Here is a 17,203-nt window from a genome sequence, read left to right on the forward strand (position 1 = left end):
CTGGTTTACCAGTCCGTTGAAGCAGCAACTCCGGGAAGTGATTCTCGGAAGCTCCCGTCTACAGCCCGTCAGGGCTTAGCGGGAGAGGATGTCACTTTCTCAGCCTGTTTGCCCTTGAGAAAAAGAGGGGGTAGGAGGCGCTGTCGGTATGGGTTGACCTAGGATAGTGTATGATTCAAGCCTATAGCGGGTGAGAAGAGAGGGGGATCCGCATTTTGCGGCTTGATTGCCTGACTGTTCCCAGTCTGCCCTTTCTGACCACCTCAGCTCCGGGCGTATCCACAGATGAGCATGAGCGCTCCTGCTGCCCAACCCAGCCCTCCTCACTTGGTCTTGATCTTCACGGATCGGATGGGTCGGCGCGGCGTTGTCTTAGACAAGATTTACTACTCGGTGGGCCGGGCAGCCAGCAACCACATCCGCCTCTACGACTCTTGTGTTTCCCGCGAACACGCCCTGATCATCCGCATCCCGGAAGAGAACCGGGCTGGGTACGGCTATATGATCTTTGACGGCAGTTCCGCATCCCGCCGCAGCACCAATGGTTTGTTCGTCAACGGCAAGCGGGTTTTGTCTCATCGGCTACAGCTTTTGGACAAGATAGGGTTTGGGCCCAATGTAACCGCCATCGTGGAGAGCACCGACCGCCTCAGCCCGGAGACGCTGGCAGCCCTGTTGAGGCCGCCGGCCCTCGGCGACAATGTAACCCCAACCGGATCCCAGAGAGAAACCTTGAAAGAGACGCCCAGAGAGAACGACGACTTCACCGCCGCTTGATGGCGTGAATGGTTTTCAATCCAACCCCCTGCCGAGTTTTGGGTTCCCGTGACTCCCACTCCCCCTGCCCTGAGCGGCTACTGGCAAAATGGCTTCGACCTGGAAGCTCACTTGGGATCCTTTCTCGGCCTCAAGGCCGCCGAGCTGCGGGAGAAGCTGCGGCTTGGCCAGCAACAGTTGGCAGAGCTGGGCCGGCGCGACTTCATCTGGGATCAGGCGGAGATCTTTTACCGGGATCGGGTGGGATCCGCCTATTTGCTGGACTTGGCAGCTTGGCACCTGAGCAGCACCGACTACATCGGCGATACCCTGCGCCTGGTGGCCGACCATGCCCGTGGGCGGGTGTTGGATTTTGGCGGCGGCATCGGCACCCACGCCATTGGGGCGGCCCTCTGCCCGGCGGTGGAGCAGGTGATCTTCTGGGATATCAACCCCATCCATCGGCAGTTTGTGCAACTGCGGGCGGAAAAGCTGGGCCTAAGCGAACGCATCCACTGTCCAGACACCTTCCCGGAAGGGATCCGTTTTGACACCGTCATCTGCTTCGATGTGGTGGAACATTTGCCGGATCCGGCGGCGCAGTTGCGGCAATTTGACGACTGGCTCCAGCCGGCAGGTAAGCTCTTGATTAACTGGTATTTTTTCAAGGGGTTTAACGGCGAATTTCCCTTTCATCTCGACGATTCACAGCGGATCGAGGAGTTCTTTCAGGTGTTACAAAGCCATTTCTTAGAAGTGTTTCACCCCTATTTGATTACTGCCCGCTGCTACCGCAAGTGGAATGAACGCTGAGATGGGAGAAAACCCAAGTGCTGCGCTATTTGCAGGTGTTGTGGTTGTTTTGGAGCACTTCTGTAGCTGCAGAAATGGAGTACCGGGCCAATTTTGTCTTTGCCAGCCTCAGCAGCTTGGGCGGCCTGGGGTCAGCTTTGTTTGGGCTGTCGCTGTTCTACCAGCAGGGGCACCGCCTGGGGGGCTGGAGCTGGCCGGAGGCGCTCATCGTCTTGGGGGTGTTCACCATTTTGCAGGGGGTGTCGGCCAGCCTTTTTAACGTCAACTTAAACCGCATCGTGCAACAAGTTCAGGAAGGCACCCTGGATTTTGTGTTGCTCAAGCCCATCAGCAGTCAGTTTTGGCTGTCAACTCGGGTGTTTTCTCCCTGGGGCCTGGTGGATATTGGCTGTGGCCTGTTGTTGATTCTCTACGCCGGGATCCAGTTGCGGCTGCCGGCCTGGGCCTATGTTCTGGGCCTAGTGCCCCTTTTGCTGGGGTTGGTCATCCTCTACAGCCTCTGGTTTATGCTGGGGGCCACCAGCATCTGGTTTGTCAAGATCTACAACGTCACCGAGGTGTTGCGGGGCTTGGTGGAGGCGGGGCGATTCCCGCTGGTGGCCTATCCGGTGGCCTATCGGTTGTTTTTTACCTTCGTCGTGCCGGTGGCTTTCTTGACCACCGTGCCGGCAGAAGCCTTGCTGGGTCGGATCCAGTGGCCCTGGCTTGTGGGATCCGCCCTGCTGGCGGCGGGGCTGCTGTGGGGATCCCATTTGTTCTGGCGCTTTGCCCTGCGCTTTTACACCAGCGCCTCTAGTTAAAATCTCTGTCCAAACCTCTCCATCCTGAGCATCCAAGCAGGGAGGATGGGAGTAATTGCTACAGAAGCGCCCCACGCGCTCCCCTTTGGGAAGAACAATTGGCCTTCCCCCTCAATGGAAGGGCAAAAGCGGATTCTCGGCTGGGGGATGGGATCCCTCTAGCCTGCCTTTCTAGCGGCAAAAGAGAGTGCTGCTTGCCGCAGCAATCTGCAGCCACCTGTCTTGTGGCGCAGAGGGGTGTTTTGTTGTCAACAATCCTGACACCGACTGAGACAATTTGTCAATTTTTTAAGGAGCATTTTCCATGCGCAAGCACCTGCAGTGTGTGGCCGTATCTGTGGCAGCCGGTAGCTTAGCTCTGCTGGGCTGCAGCAACAGCAATGCTTCTCCGATGGCGATGATCCCCTCCCAAGCAGATTTGGTGGCCCTGGGCAGCGGCAACCGCCTCACCTTCATCCGCTCCACCGATGCCTCGGTACAGGGATCCCTGACGGTGACGGGGGTGAGTGGTAGTTTGATCGGTATTGATGTGCGTCCTGCCAATCGCCTGCTCTACGGCCTCACCGACGCCAACATCCTCTACACCATTAACTTGCAGACCGGCGCCGCTACGGTGGCCAGTACCCTGTCGGTTCCCTTTACGGCGGGTACGCTGTCCGGCATGGATTTCAACCCCGTTCCGGATCGGCTGCGCCTGGTGGGAGCCAACGGCCAGAACTTCCGCATCAATGTGGACACGGGCGAAGTGATCCAAGATAGACCTTTGGCCTTTGGCCCAATGGAACTGCAGGGATCCCGACCGGCTGTTACCGCCGCCGCCTACACCAACAACGTGGCCGGCACCCAATCCACACGGCTGTTGAACATCGACGGCGAGCGCAACCTGCTGCTGTTCCAGAATCCGCCCAACGAGGGGGTGCAAATGCCGATTGGCCCCCTGGGCGTGAACTTCGGCCCGGTGGGCGGGTTTGACATCCGCACGGTCGGCGGGGTGGATACCGGCTTTGCCATCGGCGGCTCCACCCTGTATCGAATTGACCTGAATACAGGTCGCGCCACCTCTGTGGGCACGCTGCCGGGTGGGCCGTTCTTTGGCTTGGCTGCCTTCTAGATCGGCCAGGTTGTTACAATTCCAGTCATTTTTCTGGCCAATTGTTGCTGTTTTGTTTCGGCCCGATTCCAGCTCGGGATTGGGCCTTCTGTACTTCTTCAAGTAGGATTGACCTCCATCTATGCAGGCGATAGATTATGGGAGCCGCTGTCCTTTCTGGCTTGCCTTAGGCAAGGCCTGCTTCTTACTAAGTGCTTTCTCGTCGCCGTTTTGTTTTCTCCTTCCCCCCATGAAGATCGAGGATGACAAAGCCGAGGGATCTCTGCAGGAGAGAAGCGATGCAGAGGTATTTTCAGCCCTCAAGGCAGGCCAGTCGCAAGCTTTGGCTATCCTCTACGACCGCCACGCCGGTTTGGTATACGGAATCGCCTGCAAGATGCTGGGCAACTCTGCCGAGGCCGAAGATCTGACGCAGGACATTTTTTTGAGTTTGGCCCGTTCTTCCTTCGATCCCAAGCGGGGATCCCTGCGCACTTACCTGGGCATTTTGGCCCGCTCCCGCTGTTTGGATCGGCTGCGCTCTTGGCGCAATCGACAGCGATCCCTGGAACGGGGCAGAGTGGAATTACAGGGCGATGCCGCCGAGGATCCGGCCCTGGAGCAGTTGGCCGGGGCAGAGCAGGCGGTCGAGGTGCAAACGGCTTTGGCCCAGCTATCTGAACATCAACGCCAAATCCTCAAAATGGCCTATTACGAAGGCATGAGCCAAACAGAAATCGCCAAGCAATTGAATCTGCCTTTGGGAACGGTTAAAGCCAGAGCCCGCCGAGGCTTGCTGCGGCTGCGCGAGTTGCTGGGAGGCGCCCCATGAAAGCCGAGTCTGTGTCTCCCGAAGAACTGCAACTGTGGCTGGCCGGCTACCTGCTGGGGGATCTCTCCCCGGAAGAGGCCGACCGCCTGGAAGCGGTGCTCAAGCTGCGCCCGGAGCTGCAGCAGGAGCTGCAAGCCCTGCAACAGACCCTGGAAAGGGCCTACGGCGTCGAAGAGAAGCAACCTCCCCCCGCGCTGCGGGCTTCTCTGCTGCAAGCCTACACAGAGCCGGCGCCCAAACCCCTCTCCACGACAATTCAGGGATCCCCTCGCTGGCGGGGCCTGGCGGCATTGGCAGCAGGGTTAATCGTGGCTTTGGGACTGGGGAATCTCTACCTGTGGCGCAGGCTGCAACTGGCCCAGACGCAAGGGATCCCGGTCGAGGTGGTGACATATGAATTGCAACCGACGGCAGAAAACGTGACTGGCTCGGTTACGGTGGAGGTGGATCCGCAGCGCTTGCAGGGGAGGCTGGTAGCCCGCGGTTTGCCGCCGCTGCCGGAAGGCCGCGTCTATGCGCTCTGGGTGGTGCTGGAGCCGGAAGCGCCCTTCACCAAAGATAGGGCGGGGGCGATCCTCACCACAGCTTTCCGGGTGGATGCGGCGGGAAACCAAGAACAGGAGCTGCGCTTGCCACCGGTGTTCGCATCCACAGAATGGGTGCGGGCAGTGGCCATTACCGAAGAAGACGGCAGCCGGCCCCAAGAGCACCAGGGATCCCCTCTGTGGATTTCCGGCTAGCGGGAGCAGTGGCCAACCAACATAGGTTCGTCGGCGGAGGCAAGGCATGGATCTAGCCAGGATCCCTCTGCTTAAGCGACTGGCGGAGCACTCTCGCCGATGTGGATCGGCAAAACAGGGATCCCGAGCCACCCTGCCGTTGGGAAAAGTTGTGGGCGCACCGGAAGCGTAACAGCATTAAGATGATGGTCACTACCCCGGCACAGCAAAAGCCAACTTGGAGGCCACCCTATGGGCGAAGCCAAGCGCCGCAAAACCCGAAACAGACCGACTCCCGACCAAGAGCTGCTCTTTCCCCAGCTCAAAGACATTCCTCTCACCAAAGCCCAAGCCCGCACGATCTACAATTGGACAACTCGAGGCGCTTGGGCCGGCATTATTCTCCTGGCCATTGTCTGGGTGGTGGTGCGATTTGTGGGGCCTGCCCTGGGCTGGTGGCACCTGGTGGGCTAGCCGGCTGGATCCCTTGAGTCTCCTTGGAGTTTTCCTATGCGATCCTACTTGGCAGCCGCCCTGCAGATGACCAGCACCCCCGATCTGGCCGGCAACTTGCAACAGGCAGAGGAGTGGATTGACTTTGCGGCGCGCCGGGGCTGTGAGCTGGTGACCTTGCCGGAAAACTTTGCCTTCATGGGGCCGGAGGAAGAAAAAGCCCGCCTTGCGCCGGAGATTGCGCAGCGGGCCGAAGAGTTTTTGGCCAAGATGGCCCAGCGCTACCAGGTGTTTGTGCTGGGCGGGGGATACCCGGTGCCGGATGGACAGGGCAAGGTGTACAACACGGCGGCCCTCTACAGCCCCGAGGGCAAGGAGCTGGCCCGCTACCGCAAGATCCACCTCTTCGACGTCAACCTGCCCGACGGCAACACCTACCGCGAGTCGAACACGGTGGTGAGCGGCAACGAGGTGGTTGTCTGCCAGGAGGAGCGGCTAGGCACCCTTGGTTTGTCGGTCTGTTACGACGTGCGCTTTCCTGAGCTATATCGCTCCTTGGTGGATCGAGGGGCAGAAGTGTTGTTGATCCCCGCCGCCTTTACCGCCTACACGGGTCGGGATCACTGGCAGGTTTTGCTGCAGTGTCGGGCCATTGAAAACACCTGCTACGTGATCGCCCCCGCCCAGGTGGGCACCCACTACGAGCGGCGACAATGTCATGGCCACGCCATGATCGTGGATCCCTGGGGGACGATCCTGGCGGATGCCGGCGGCGAAAAACCAGGAGTGGCCATTGCCGAGATCGCCCCAGAGCGGCTACAGCTTATCCGGCGGCAGATGCCCTCGCTGCAACACCGCCGGCTGGCCTGTGCCGTTACTCCCTAGGGATCCCCTATGCCTTGGCCGCCGCTGATTCTCTACAGCAAGCCCGGATGCCACCTCTGCGAGGGCCTAGCGGAGAAATTGCGGCAGATCCCCGAAATCGGCGAGCTGGAAATCCGCGACATCACCGCCAACCCCGCCTGGTGGGAGCGCTACCACCTGGAGGTTCCCGTGCTGAAGGTGGCCGGGGATCCCGAACGGCTTTTGCCTCGCCCCTCGCCGCGGCTGACGGCGGCGCAGTTGCGCGCCTGGCTGGGACAACAGTTGGGTTGCCTATCGGGAGGCTAGCGCTTCGCTGCGGGCGGTATAGCCAGCTTGGCGCAAAGCTGCCACGGTGGCCTCGGCATCTTTAACCCAAAATTGGGATCCCAGCCTCACCCAGAGCGTGTGGGGAGGGGCGACGATGGCCGCCACAACAGGGATGCGATTTTCTTCCTTGGCTTCCGAACGTTGGCGGGCAAGCAATGTTTGCAAACGGTATCGATCCTCCAATGTCCCAGCCGAGTCCAGAGGGAGTTCCACCGTAACCCAACTCACCGATTCAATCGGCTGTAAGTCCTCGACAATCAATTGCACCTGTTCATCCCGCTGATCCACCTTGGCCCAGATAAAGAGCCGTTGATCCACCTCCAGACGATGGCGCAAACGTTCGTAAGTTTTGGGGAAGATCACCGCTTCGCAACTGCCGGTGAGATCTTCCAGTTGCAAAATGGCCATGCGATCCCCTCTCTTGGTGGTTACCGTTTTAATGGCGGTCAGCAGGGCCAGAATGCCTACAGAAGTATCGGCTGCGTAGCCGCTCAAATCGGAGAGGTTAACAGGAGCCAACAGCCGCGCCTGCTCTTGAATCCGCCGCAGCGGGTGATCCGAAACATAAAAGCCCAACAGCTCCCGTTCTAGCCTTAACTTTTCTTGCGGTGGAAAATCTTCAGTTGCAGGCCCCCGCGGAGCTTCAATAAATCCCTGGTCGTTGCCCAACAAATCAAACAGGCTGGCTTGGCCAATGGCTTTGGACTTAGCCTGCTCCGCTGCCCAATTGAGGATGGGATCCAGATCCGCCATTAGCTGTTTGCGGTTGCCGGAAATACCATCAAAAGCGCCCGCACAGATCAACGACTCGATGGCGCGGCGGTTGACCACGCGCAGATCCACCCGCTGGCAAAAATCGGCCAAAGAGGTGAAGGGGCCTCCGGCCTGGCGGGCAGCCAGAATGTTTTGAATCGCCCCCTCGCCCACATTCTTCACTGCTCCTAGACCAAACAAAATGCTGGATCCCTGAGGGGTAAAGTCCAGGCCAGAACGGTTGATATCCGGCGGCTCAATTTGGATCCCGATCGACAGGCAATAGGTGATGTAGCGCTGGACCTTGTCTTGATCCCCTCCCACAGAAGAAAGCAGCGCCGCCATGTATTCTGTTGGATAATTGGCCTTGAGATAGGCTGTCTGGAAAGTAATCAGTCCATAGGCCGTAGAGTGGGATTTGTTGAAGCAATACTCGGCAAAAGCAACCATTTGGTCAAATAGCTCCGTAGCCACTTCCTTGGCCACACCTCGCTCTACTGCCCCTCGGACGAATTGCTCCCGGTGTTTCTCCATCTCGGAAACTTTCTTTTTTCCCATCGCCCGCCGCAATAGATCAGCCTGGCCCAGGGTATAGCCGGCCATGTCCTGGGCAATGCGCATGATCTGTTCTTGGTAGAGAATGGCGCCATAGGTATCTTGAAGGATTGGCTTGAGGAGATCGTGGGCGTAGGTTACCGGCTTGCGGCCATGCTTGCGATCGATAAAGTCCGGGATCATGCCCGTATCCAATGGCCCTGGCCGGTAAAGAGCTAAGACCGAGGAAATATCTTCCAAGTTGGAAGGCTTGAGCTCTCGCACCACCTGCTTCATGCCGGAAGACTCCAGTTGGAAGATCCCTTTCAGCTCTCCTTTTTCCAAAAGTTGGTAAGTTTTCTCGTCGTCCAATGGCAGGTTATCCAGGTCGATAGTGACCCCTCTGTGCTCTCGAATCAGCTCCACGGCCCGCTGGATCATCGTCAGGTTGCGCAGCCCCAAAAAGTCCATCTTCAACAGGCCCAGAGACTCGATATCTTCCATCGAGTACTGAGTAATAATTTGGCCTTCGTTGTTGTATTGCAAGGGCACGATCTCATCTAGAGGATCTTTGGAGATGACCACGCCGGCAGCGTGAACCCCAAAGGTTTTGTTGGTGCCTTCCAACAGGCGGGCCAGCTCGATCCAGCGGTGAGTGGTTGGGTCTTTCTCGTATTTTTCTTTGAACTCTGGAGCCGGCGTGTTCTCGCCGATCATCTCCTCCAATTTTGCCGGTTTGCCCCGCGAGACCGGGATCAGCTTTGCCATTTTGTCGGCTTCGGCATAGGGAATATCCAGCACCCGACCGACATCTTTGAGAATGGCCTTAGAAGTCATGCGGTTGAAGGTGATGATCTGGGCCACTCGCTCCTGGCCGTATTTGCGGGTTACATAGTCGATCAGCTCTCCCCGCCGCTCGATACAGAAATCGGTATCGATATCCGGCATCGATTGCCGTTCTGGGTTGAGAAAGCGCTCGAAGAGCAACCCATATTTGACGGGATCGATGTTGGTAATCTGCAAAGCATAGGCCACCAGGGATCCGGCTGCCGAACCGCGGCCCGGGCCCACCGGGATCCCGTGTTCGCGAGCATAGCGAACGTAGTCCCAGACCACCAGGAAATAGCTGGAGAAGCCCTTTTGTTGGATGATATTCAGCTCAAAGCGCAGGCGCTCCTGATAGTTTTCCGGAATCTGATCTGGATAGGCAACGCCGCAGCGTTTCGCCAGGCCCTGCCAGGCCAATTCGGTGAGATAGCTATCGGCAGAATGGCCCGGCGGAACCGGATAGTCGGGCATGCGCGTTTCCCCAAATAGGTCATAGCCCTCGATCTTTTCCAGCACCTTGAGAGTGTTGGCAATGGCTTCGTCGATCACCTCCTGCTCCAGGTGATCGCGGCAGAGGCGGCGCATCTCCTCCGGGCTTTTCAAGTACTCTGTGCCGCTGTAGCGAAGGCGGTTTTTTTCGGTGAGGGATTTGCCTGTTTGGATGCAGAGCAAAGCATCATGAGCCTCCACATCCCAACAGGAGATGAAGTGGCTATCGTTGGTGAGGATGATCGGGATCCCTAATTCGCGAGCAATGCGCACCAATTGCACATTGACAAAGCGGTCTTCTCGATAGCCGTGATCCTGAATCTCGATGTAGTAATCATCTCCAAACTGTTCCTGATACCAGGCGGCAACTTGGCGGGCAATTTCTGGCCGCCCCTGCAAAATGGCCTGGGGCACCTCCCCGGCCAGGCAGCCGCTGGTAACGATCAACCCCTCTTTGTATTGCGCCAAATACTCTTTGTTGATACAGGGCCGAGCGAAGATCCCCTTGCCTTGAACGCCTTGGAGATGGGAAATGGTGGTCAGCTTGACCAAGTTTTTGTAGCCCTGGGTATTTTTGGCCAAAACCACTTGGTGATACTTGGGGTACTTGCGGCTTTTGTCTCGAATATCGCCGTTGATAACATACATCTCATTGCCGATGATCGGCTTGATCCCTTTGCTTTTACACAGTTTCACCAGCTCGATGGCCCCGTACATAACGCCGTGATCCGTCAGGGCCAGCCCTGGGAAACCCATAGCCACTGCTTGCTCAATCAAAAGCGGCAGTCGGCTAGCCCCGTCTAGAAGGCTGTACTCGCTGTGCAAGTGCAAGGGAACAAAGGCCATGGCAACGGTAGGGATAAGGGATCCCTTCAACCTTAACCCAGCGCTCTCCTTTTCCAGTTGCCGGCAGAGGCCGCTACAGTGAAGTCAAGCCCACCTTTTCGCCCTTCGCCTGATATGGAGCCTCCTATTCGCCTCACCCAGTACTCCCACGGCGGCGGCTGCGGCTGTAAAATCGCCCCGGCGCTGCTGCAGCAGATTCTCAAAGAGCTGCCCCTTTTCTGGTCGGATCCGGCGCTGCTGGTGGGATCCGAGACCAGCGACGATGCCGCCGTCTACCAACTCAACGACGAGCAGGCCCTGATCCTGACCACCGACTTTTTCATGCCCATTGTGGACGATCCGGTGGATTTTGGCCGCATCGCCGCCGCCAACGCCCTTTCCGATGTTTACGCGATGGGGGGCACGCCCATTCTCGCCCTGGCCATTTTGGGCATGCCGGTCGACAGGTTGCCCCTGTCGGCCATTCGGGAGATCATGGCCGGGGGAATCAAGGTCTGTCAGGAAGCCGGGATCCCTTTGGCCGGGGGGCACTCCATCGATTCGCCCGAGCCCATCTTCGGCCTGGTGGCGGCAGGGCTGGCCCACCCGCAGCACATCCGCCGCAACGCCACCGCCCGGCCCGGCGACGATCTCATCCTCACCAAGCCGCTGGGGATCGGGGTGATGACCACCGCCCTGAAAAAGGGCCAGCTCAGCGCGGCAGGCTACGCGGAAGTTTTGCAGGTGATGACTCAGCTCAACCGCATCGGCCCGCAACTGGCGCAGCGAGCCCAGGTTCGCGCCCTAACCGATGTAACGGGGTTTGGCCTTTTGGGACATCTGCTGGAAGTCTGCCGGGGCTCGGGGGTGAGCGCCGAGCTGGATTTGGCTGCCATTCCGTTTTTGACCGAAGCGCTCTCCTTAGCTGAAGCTGGGATCTTCCCCGGCGCAGCCCGGCGCAACTGGCAGGGCTATGAGGGAGTAGAGGCCAACTCTCTGCCGGAGTGGCAGCAGTTGCTCTTGTCGGATCCGCAAACCAGCGGCGGCTTGCTGGTGGCGGTGGATCCCGCCTACACCGCAGAGCTTTTGCAAGAGCTCCACAGCGCCGGCTACTCTTACGCCCGTCGCATTGGCCGCTGCCAGGCCGGCGAAGGGATCGCCATCCGGGTTATCGGCGAGATGCCGGTAGCTTGAGTGAAGCCTATATTCGGCCCTCTCCTGCCAATATGAAGATTCGGTCAAGCAGAGCTGCGAAAGTTGAAGATCTCATGTAAGGGTAAGGGGAGCTGAGATATCTTAAAGGGGTATGAACGAGCCCTCTCCCAACAGCCATAGCCTGGTTCAGTGGGTTGAGCCAGGTCAACTGATTCGCAGCCTCAGCAGTGGCCAATTGCTGATGGTGGATCCACAGCGGCCCAACGCCCTGATCATCTGCAAGACGTTTCATGCCGAGTTTGCCGGGCCGGGGGCTGCGGTCGGGGGGCCCTTGGATGTGGATTCGAGCGGCGTGCTCCCCATTGGGGATGTGGCTCTGTTGCATCCCCAGGGCTATCAAGAGCGGCAAAATGCCTATGCCAAGCGGCTGCACTGGATGCGCTGGCTGCAGCAGATCACCGATAATCCTCTGCCGGCCCAGCGGGCGCGGGTGCTGCTTTTTAGTTTGGAGGAATTTTTCTCTGCCGATTTGGTCAGCCAGTTGCCGGATGACATTTTGGCGCGGCTGGTCGGGGTGCTGCCGCAGACAATCGCCGCAGCTCGGATGGAAATGATGCCCCTCTACAGCCCCAGCTATTCCCTGGCCGGCTGAGCCGTCTTGGGGAAGAAGGGAGAGGGGAGCCTGAGTTGGGGCTGTTCGGGATCGGAGTAAGAGACCTAGACTACAGAAATCAGGCCTTCTGGCTCTCTAGATTTGATTGGAAAATAAGCGCGGTATCGCTACCCTGAAAGCTCGCCCAACCGGGATCCTGGCCTCATGCAGTGGTGGAAACGGCTTCGCCAAAATCGCTGGGCTCAAGCAGGAGCCTACATCCTCCTCGTTTTCTATACTTGCGCCATTTTTGCCGAGTTTGTCGCCCCCTACAGCCCGCTGGAATCGCAGCCGGGGGGATCCCTTCTGCCCCCCACCGCCATTCACTTTTGGGACGAGTCGGGGGCTTGGCTGGGACCCCACGTTTATCCAACTCGCCAGGGGCCGGTGGATCTGGAAACGGGCGAACGTCCGCTTTTGGTGGATACCAGCCGTCCCGCCGGGATCCGCCTGTTTGTGGCCGGCACCCCTTACCGTTGGTTGGGTTTGATCCCCTGGGATCGACACCTATTCGGCACTGTCCCTCTGCGGACGGAGGAAGGGCTGCCCGTAGCGCGGCTACACCTGCTGGGCACGGACGATCAAGGTCGCGACTACTTCAGCCGTCTGGTCTACGGTGGGCGCGTCAGCCTGTTCGTTGGCCTGGTGGGCATCGGCATCTCTTTTCCCATCGGTCTGCTGGTGGGGGCCATATCCGGCTACTTCGGCGGCTGGGTGGATACGCTGCTGATGCGGCTGACTGAGGTGTTGATGTCGATCCCGACGCTGTATTTGCTGGTGTCGTTGGCGGCGGTGTTGCAGGTGAACCCGCTGACCGGTGTGCCCTTCAGCAATGCCGAGCGCTTTTTGGTGATTGTGGCCATCCTCTCTTTGGTGGGTTGGGCGGGCTTGGCCAGGGTGATTCGGGGGCAGGTGCTGTCCTTGCGGGAGCGAGACTTTGTGCAGGCGGCGCGGGTGGCCGGGGCCGGATCCCTGTATCTGCTGGTGCGCCATATCCTGCCCCAGACCACCACCTACGTGGTGATCTCGGCAACCTTGGCGGTGCCCGGCTATATCGTGGCAGAGTCGGTGCTGAGCTTGATCGGCCTGGGGATCCAACAGCCGGATGCCTCGTGGGGGAACATGCTGTCGCTGGCCACCAACGCTTCGGTAATCATTCTGCAGCCCTGGCTGGTGCTGGCCCCCACCCTGATGGTGGTGCTCACCTCCCTGTCTTTTAACTTGCTGGGAGATGGCCTGCGAGATGCCCTCGACCCGCGGGATCCTGATCCTCGCTGAGGAGAAGTTGCTTCCTGGTTTGCCGGCTGTAGAGGCAATGGGGCGGCCTGCCGTTCACCGTTTCCCGTCGGGATAGAGCCGGTTGAGCCCCTTGCGAGCCTTGGCATGGACGTCCAGGGTGGTATCCATCTTCAGGATCTGGCGGTAGACTTGCTCGGCCCGGGCGATTTCCCCCTCCTGCTCCAACTTCTCGGCCAGCTTGAGCCAACTTTGGGCCGAGGGATCCGCCAAAGAGCCCTGCTCCTGCAGTTGCCGCAGCTCTTCCAGGCGCTCTTGCACCATCGGTCGCAACAGCCAGGAATCGTCCAGATCCAACACTTCTCGGTAGTAGCGCTGGGCCTCTTTGAAGTTCTTTTGCTCGTCGTAGGCTTCCGCCAGTTGCAAAGCCAGCTCCGCCGTGGGCCGATCCTTAAACTGGCGATGCAGTTGGTTCAGCCGCCGCAGGAAGGGGGATCCCTGCTGCGGGTTTTTCAAATCCGGCGCGTGTTGAACCGGCAAATAGTTACTCCTCTCCGCCGATTGTTGAGGGGAAGGGGCAGGCTCCGCGGCCTGAGGTCGAAGGGGCGTTTGCCGGCTGATGCTTTTGGGGTCAATGGGGGTGGGCTTGTAAACCCAAACCGGCTGATCCGAAGAGGATGCCGGTGGGGTTGGGTGTGGGATCGGCTGGGGCAAGGGAATGGTCTTGCGATCCGGTGGTTCAGGAGGTGGCTGCTTCAGTTCTTCAGGGGTGCCGGGAGGTTTGGGGGCCTGAAATTGAATCGCTTTGGGAGTCTCCCTGCGCTCTTGGGCCAATTCTCGGTACAGAGCGGCCAATTGCAGGTACCCCGCTTCTTCATAGGCGGTGGCCAGCCAACGGGCATTCTCTGGGCTGGGATCCGCACGATAAGCTCGCCGGAGCAACTGCAAAGCAGTGCCGTAGTTGCGCTCTCGAATGGCTGCCCGTCCCAAACTCGCTGAGCTGACCCTGATGGTATCGCTGGCCATAGTCCCCCATCTGTCTTGGCGCCGACAATAGAGCTAAGAGTCAAGGCTGAGCTGCTGATAATTCATGTTTTCCAAGCCAGCCACGTGGGTTGACGCTTGCTTAATATAACTGGATTCCTTGGCCATAGCATACCCTCACCAGCCGGGATGTTATCTGCTCGGACAGCTCCCTCTTGTTGAGATCTCTCGCTTTATATCAATTCAATGTCGATATTGAGGGTGGGATTGGATTGAGATCTGGATGCCAAGTCAACTTTTGGGCTAGCTTGTAGTCAGAGCTTCAGCAGCAACAGGTTCTGACGCCAACATGATCCAAGACTTTCGAGAGCGGTACCCTATGGGCAGCTTGCTCACCGATCTGTTGCGGGTGGAAGAAGGGATCTACATCGTCAGAGCCCAGGTGGTGGTGAACAACACGGTTTTGGGCAGTGGCATGGCTGGCTCGAACACCGTCGAAGAGGCGGAAGATGCTGCCTTGAAGCGCGCCCTGAACCACGCAGGATTTGGTCGCCCCACTTCCTCTTTGAGTTTGGGCATGGATTCTGCTGCCGCCAGGGTGCCTTATCTGCCAACTCCTGAGTTGGCCAACGGACACGCTCAGTCTTCCCCTGCTTCTCCAGCCCCCGAGTCGATAGGGATCCCTGCAAAGCCAAGTTCCCCAGAGCTGCCCGGTCTAAGTGAGCCGGCGGCCTATGGGGATGACCTATCGGACATCATTGCCCAAACGGATGTGGAGATGCAGCGCATTGGCTGGGGCCGCAAGGAAGGACAAGAGTTTTTGGAACGTCGCTTTCAGAAGAAATCTCGCCACCAACTCAGCGACGCCGAGCTGCGGGAGTTTTTGCGCTACCTAAAACAGCAGCCCTCCCGCCTCAGCAGCGAACCCCGCTTTTGAAGTCTTCTCGGCCTTGCCGCCGAGATCTCGGGATCTGGAGATCTGGCAACTCCTATCTTCCAACTAGGGTTGTTCCGAGCCCGTTCAAGTAGCCTCTGACCCTTGCCCCCGGCCCCTCTGGAAGGGGGAGTTGGGAATCAAGCCAGCCAACTGTTTTACTGCTAGTTGGCTGCTACTTGGAATAAGCCCGTTCTACCGTCGGTGTCTTGCTGCTGCTGAAGCTAGGGCGCACCTACAATCACGCTGGTGTCTTCCATTTGCTTCACGACCGTTTCTCCCCCTTCCGAGAGCACAACCCGTCGCTCCGGCACCGACACTCCGGCCACCCTGGCAGTTTGGTAGTTTTGCCCGGCCTGCACCACAGAAGGAATGACGCCTGGGCCGGAAACCAAAGCAAAGGATTCGCCACCAATCTGGATCATCCCAGAAACCTGCACGCTGCGGGCAAAGGCCGCCGGGTCACGAGTGGGGGTCGGGAGCGGCGTGGTCACTGCTACGGGCACTTCGCCACCATTGCCGGGCGGCGGCAGCTCCGGCGGCGGAGGTAGAGGTGGCAGGTTAAGGGTTGGCTCAGGGGCACGCACGTTTTGGGGCACAAAGGGATCCGCCCGTCCCGCCCCACTCAAGGCCCGCTGGGTTTCCTGCTCCCGATCCACCGGTGGGATCAGGCTGGAGGCGGCTTGAGTGGTTTGCAAGAGGGAGGGCACAAGCGGGGGCGGAGGTTGGTCGGGGGCAGTCTGGCCAAAACCTGGAGGCAGGCTCGCCGTTTGTTGCCGGGCAAGAGCCTGCATCTGGCTGGCTCCGCGGGCCAGAGTAGCGTTCATATCCTGTTCCCAACGGCCTGAGGCGTTGAGCCGCATAACTACAGGGCTGCTGCCGCCGCGCGACTCCACCCAGATCTCGGCTTCTGTGTCGCTCAGCCGACGGGAGCGGAGGATGCGGGATCCCGGGGGCAAGAGGGGCTGCAGCGCCAGCTCCGCTTCGGGAACCGCTTGTTCGTTGGCCAACGCAGAAGACAAACGAGGGGACAAGCAGACCAGGCCCCCTGCCGACAACAAGAGGATCCCAAGTGAGAACAGTTGGCGAGCAGGTAGAGATTTCAGCATAGAGACCACCGGGAGAGAGCCTCGCATCACCAAAATAGCCAAAATCTTGGGGATGGGGCTCAATCGAGCTGCTTTTTTCGACAACAATGCTAGGATTTCCAATCAAAGCCTCAGCCCCTGTCAATAGAGATCCCGACCGGCGTAGGCAAAGCCGGCCCCTATCTGAGCGCAGCCCAATTTGCCATAATGAAGAGAGACTGTAAAAATTTGTTAACGCCATGACTGTCTCTGCTTTGGATCCTGTCAACCCCGCTCGTCTGGAGGAGATTGCCGAGCGGCTGCGCAGCCCGCGCCCTGCGGATCGCATGGTGGCCTTGGCGCAATTGCGGGATGTGCCAGCAGAGCAGGCGGTGCCGCTGATTTTGCAGGTCATCGACGACGAAAACCTGCAGGTGCGCTCTTTTGCCGTGTTTGCCTTGGGGATCAAGCAGACGGACGCCTGTTTGCCCAAGCTGCTGGAGATTCTCACCCAAGACCCGGACTACGGCATTCGCGCCGATGCGGCAGGCGCCCTGGGCTACTTGGAAGATCCGCGGGCTTTTGAGGCGCTGGTGCGTGCTTTTTATGAAGATGTGGAGTGGCTGGTGCGCTTCAGCGCCGCCGTGGCCCTGGGCAACCTGAAGGATCCCCGAGCCTACGACGTATTGCTGCGGGCGTTGGAGGGGCCGGAAGAGCTGCTGCAGCAGGCGGCCATTGCTGCTCTGGGAGAACTGGGGGATCTGCGGGCGTTGGATCACATCCTGCGGTTTGCCCAGTCGGAAGATTGGCTGGTGCGGCAGCGGCTGGCCCAGGCCTTGGGAAATCTGCCTTCGCCCAAGAGCGTTTCCGCCCTCAACTATCTGGCCAAAGATCCCCACGATAGCGTTGCCGCGGCGGCTTTGGATTCGCTGCGGCGGCTGCGCCAAAGGGGCTTCCCGGAACCGGGATCCCGGCCAGCCGATTCAGAAGCAAGCTAAGCTGAAGATCTGGGTTCGGCCTGATGTAGGGACGGGGTTCTCGGAGGGCTCCGTCGAGGATTTGCCGGCCTTTGGTTTTCCTGATCCTCTGCTC

17 protein-coding genes are annotated in these 17,203 nt (G+C 59.2%); 14 read left to right on the forward strand and 3 right to left on the reverse strand.

Annotated elements, in window-relative coordinates; all coding sequences use genetic code 11:
- The first annotated feature begins 285 nt into the window (after window positions 1–285).
- From ACVWXC_RS11505 to ACVWXC_RS11545, 9 genes are all read left to right on the forward strand, one after another.
- Window positions 286–777, forward strand: coding sequence for an FHA domain-containing protein (locus ACVWXC_RS11505; RefSeq protein ID WP_099812622.1), 492 nt, complete (start codon window positions 286–288; stop codon window positions 775–777).
- Between the two features lie 48 nt (window positions 778–825).
- Window positions 826–1,569 (forward strand): class I SAM-dependent methyltransferase, encoded by a 744-nt coding sequence (locus ACVWXC_RS11510; protein WP_099812623.1) that lies wholly within the window; start codon window positions 826–828, stop codon window positions 1,567–1,569.
- Window positions 1,570–1,586: 17 nt separating this feature from the next.
- The gene (locus ACVWXC_RS11515) at window positions 1,587–2,369 is read left to right on the forward strand and encodes an ABC transporter permease (protein ID WP_011428988.1); all 783 of its coding nucleotides are present in this window, start codon (window positions 1,587–1,589) and stop codon (window positions 2,367–2,369) included.
- Between the two features lie 304 nt (window positions 2,370–2,673).
- A complete protein-coding gene (locus ACVWXC_RS11520) occupies window positions 2,674–3,480 on the forward strand; it encodes a DUF4394 domain-containing protein (RefSeq protein ID WP_414401499.1) in 807 nt (268 codons plus the stop codon).
- Between the two features lie 229 nt (window positions 3,481–3,709).
- The gene (locus tag ACVWXC_RS11525) at window positions 3,710–4,291 is read left to right on the forward strand and encodes a sigma-70 family RNA polymerase sigma factor (RefSeq protein ID WP_011428985.1); all 582 of its coding nucleotides are present in this window, start codon (window positions 3,710–3,712) and stop codon (window positions 4,289–4,291) included.
- Entirely contained in the window at window positions 4,288–5,031 is a 744-nt protein-coding gene (locus ACVWXC_RS11530) for an anti-sigma factor domain-containing protein (protein WP_457392845.1), read from the forward strand. Before ACVWXC_RS11525 ends, ACVWXC_RS11530 begins: the two co-directional genes overlap by 4 nt.
- Window positions 5,032–5,262: 231 nt before the next feature.
- The gene (locus tag ACVWXC_RS11535; protein ID WP_011428983.1) at window positions 5,263–5,484 is read left to right on the forward strand and encodes a DUF2839 domain-containing protein; all 222 of its coding nucleotides are present in this window, start codon (window positions 5,263–5,265) and stop codon (window positions 5,482–5,484) included.
- Between the two features lie 36 nt (window positions 5,485–5,520).
- Window positions 5,521–6,348, forward strand: a complete 828-nt coding sequence (locus ACVWXC_RS11540; protein ID WP_011428982.1) for a carbon-nitrogen hydrolase family protein — start codon at window positions 5,521–5,523, stop codon at window positions 6,346–6,348.
- 9 nt (window positions 6,349–6,357) lie between these two features.
- Entirely contained in the window at window positions 6,358–6,633 is a 276-nt protein-coding gene (locus tag ACVWXC_RS11545; RefSeq protein ID WP_011428981.1) for a glutaredoxin family protein, read from the forward strand.
- Here the strand turns inward: ACVWXC_RS11545 and ACVWXC_RS11550 are convergent.
- Entirely contained in the window at window positions 6,619–10,104 is a 3,486-nt protein-coding gene (locus tag ACVWXC_RS11550; protein WP_457392873.1) for a DNA polymerase III subunit alpha, read from the reverse strand. The genes ACVWXC_RS11545 and ACVWXC_RS11550 overlap by 15 nt on opposite strands.
- Window positions 10,105–10,218: 114 nt before the next feature.
- Between ACVWXC_RS11550 and selD the strand changes: the two genes are divergently transcribed.
- From selD to ACVWXC_RS11565, 3 genes are all read left to right on the forward strand, one after another.
- A complete protein-coding gene (selD, locus tag ACVWXC_RS11555; RefSeq protein WP_457392848.1) occupies window positions 10,219–11,277 on the forward strand; it encodes a selenide, water dikinase SelD in 1,059 nt (352 codons plus the stop codon).
- A 112-nt stretch (window positions 11,278–11,389) separates the two neighbouring features.
- Window positions 11,390–11,890, forward strand: coding sequence for a hypothetical protein (locus tag ACVWXC_RS11560; RefSeq protein ID WP_011428977.1), 501 nt, complete (start codon window positions 11,390–11,392; stop codon window positions 11,888–11,890).
- 165 nt (window positions 11,891–12,055) lie between these two features.
- A complete protein-coding gene (locus tag ACVWXC_RS11565) occupies window positions 12,056–13,168 on the forward strand; it encodes an ABC transporter permease (protein ID WP_011428975.1) in 1,113 nt (370 codons plus the stop codon).
- 54 nt (window positions 13,169–13,222) lie between these two features.
- On the opposite strand, the gene ACVWXC_RS11570 is transcribed toward ACVWXC_RS11565, so the two are convergent.
- On the reverse strand, window positions 13,223–14,152 hold the full coding sequence (locus ACVWXC_RS11570; protein WP_457392852.1) for a hypothetical protein: 930 nt from the start codon (window positions 14,150–14,152) through the stop codon (window positions 13,223–13,225).
- Window positions 14,153–14,459: 307 nt separating this feature from the next.
- Between ACVWXC_RS11570 and ACVWXC_RS11575 the strand changes: the two genes are divergently transcribed.
- A complete protein-coding gene (locus ACVWXC_RS11575) occupies window positions 14,460–15,047 on the forward strand; it encodes a hypothetical protein (protein ID WP_457385888.1) in 588 nt (195 codons plus the stop codon).
- Window positions 15,048–15,268: 221 nt separating this feature from the next.
- Here ACVWXC_RS11575 and ACVWXC_RS11580 read toward each other — a convergent pair whose 3' ends face one another.
- Window positions 15,269–16,066, reverse strand: coding sequence for a hypothetical protein (locus ACVWXC_RS11580; RefSeq protein ID WP_457410477.1), 798 nt, complete (start codon window positions 16,064–16,066; stop codon window positions 15,269–15,271).
- 305 nt (window positions 16,067–16,371) lie between these two features.
- On the opposite strand from ACVWXC_RS11580, the gene ACVWXC_RS11585 reads away from it, so the two are divergent.
- On the forward strand, window positions 16,372–17,109 hold the full coding sequence (locus ACVWXC_RS11585; protein ID WP_099884399.1) for a HEAT repeat domain-containing protein: 738 nt from the start codon (window positions 16,372–16,374) through the stop codon (window positions 17,107–17,109).
- Window positions 17,110–17,203: the final 94 nt, after the last annotated feature.

Source organism: Thermostichus sp. OS-CIW-20 (assembly GCF_054061455.1).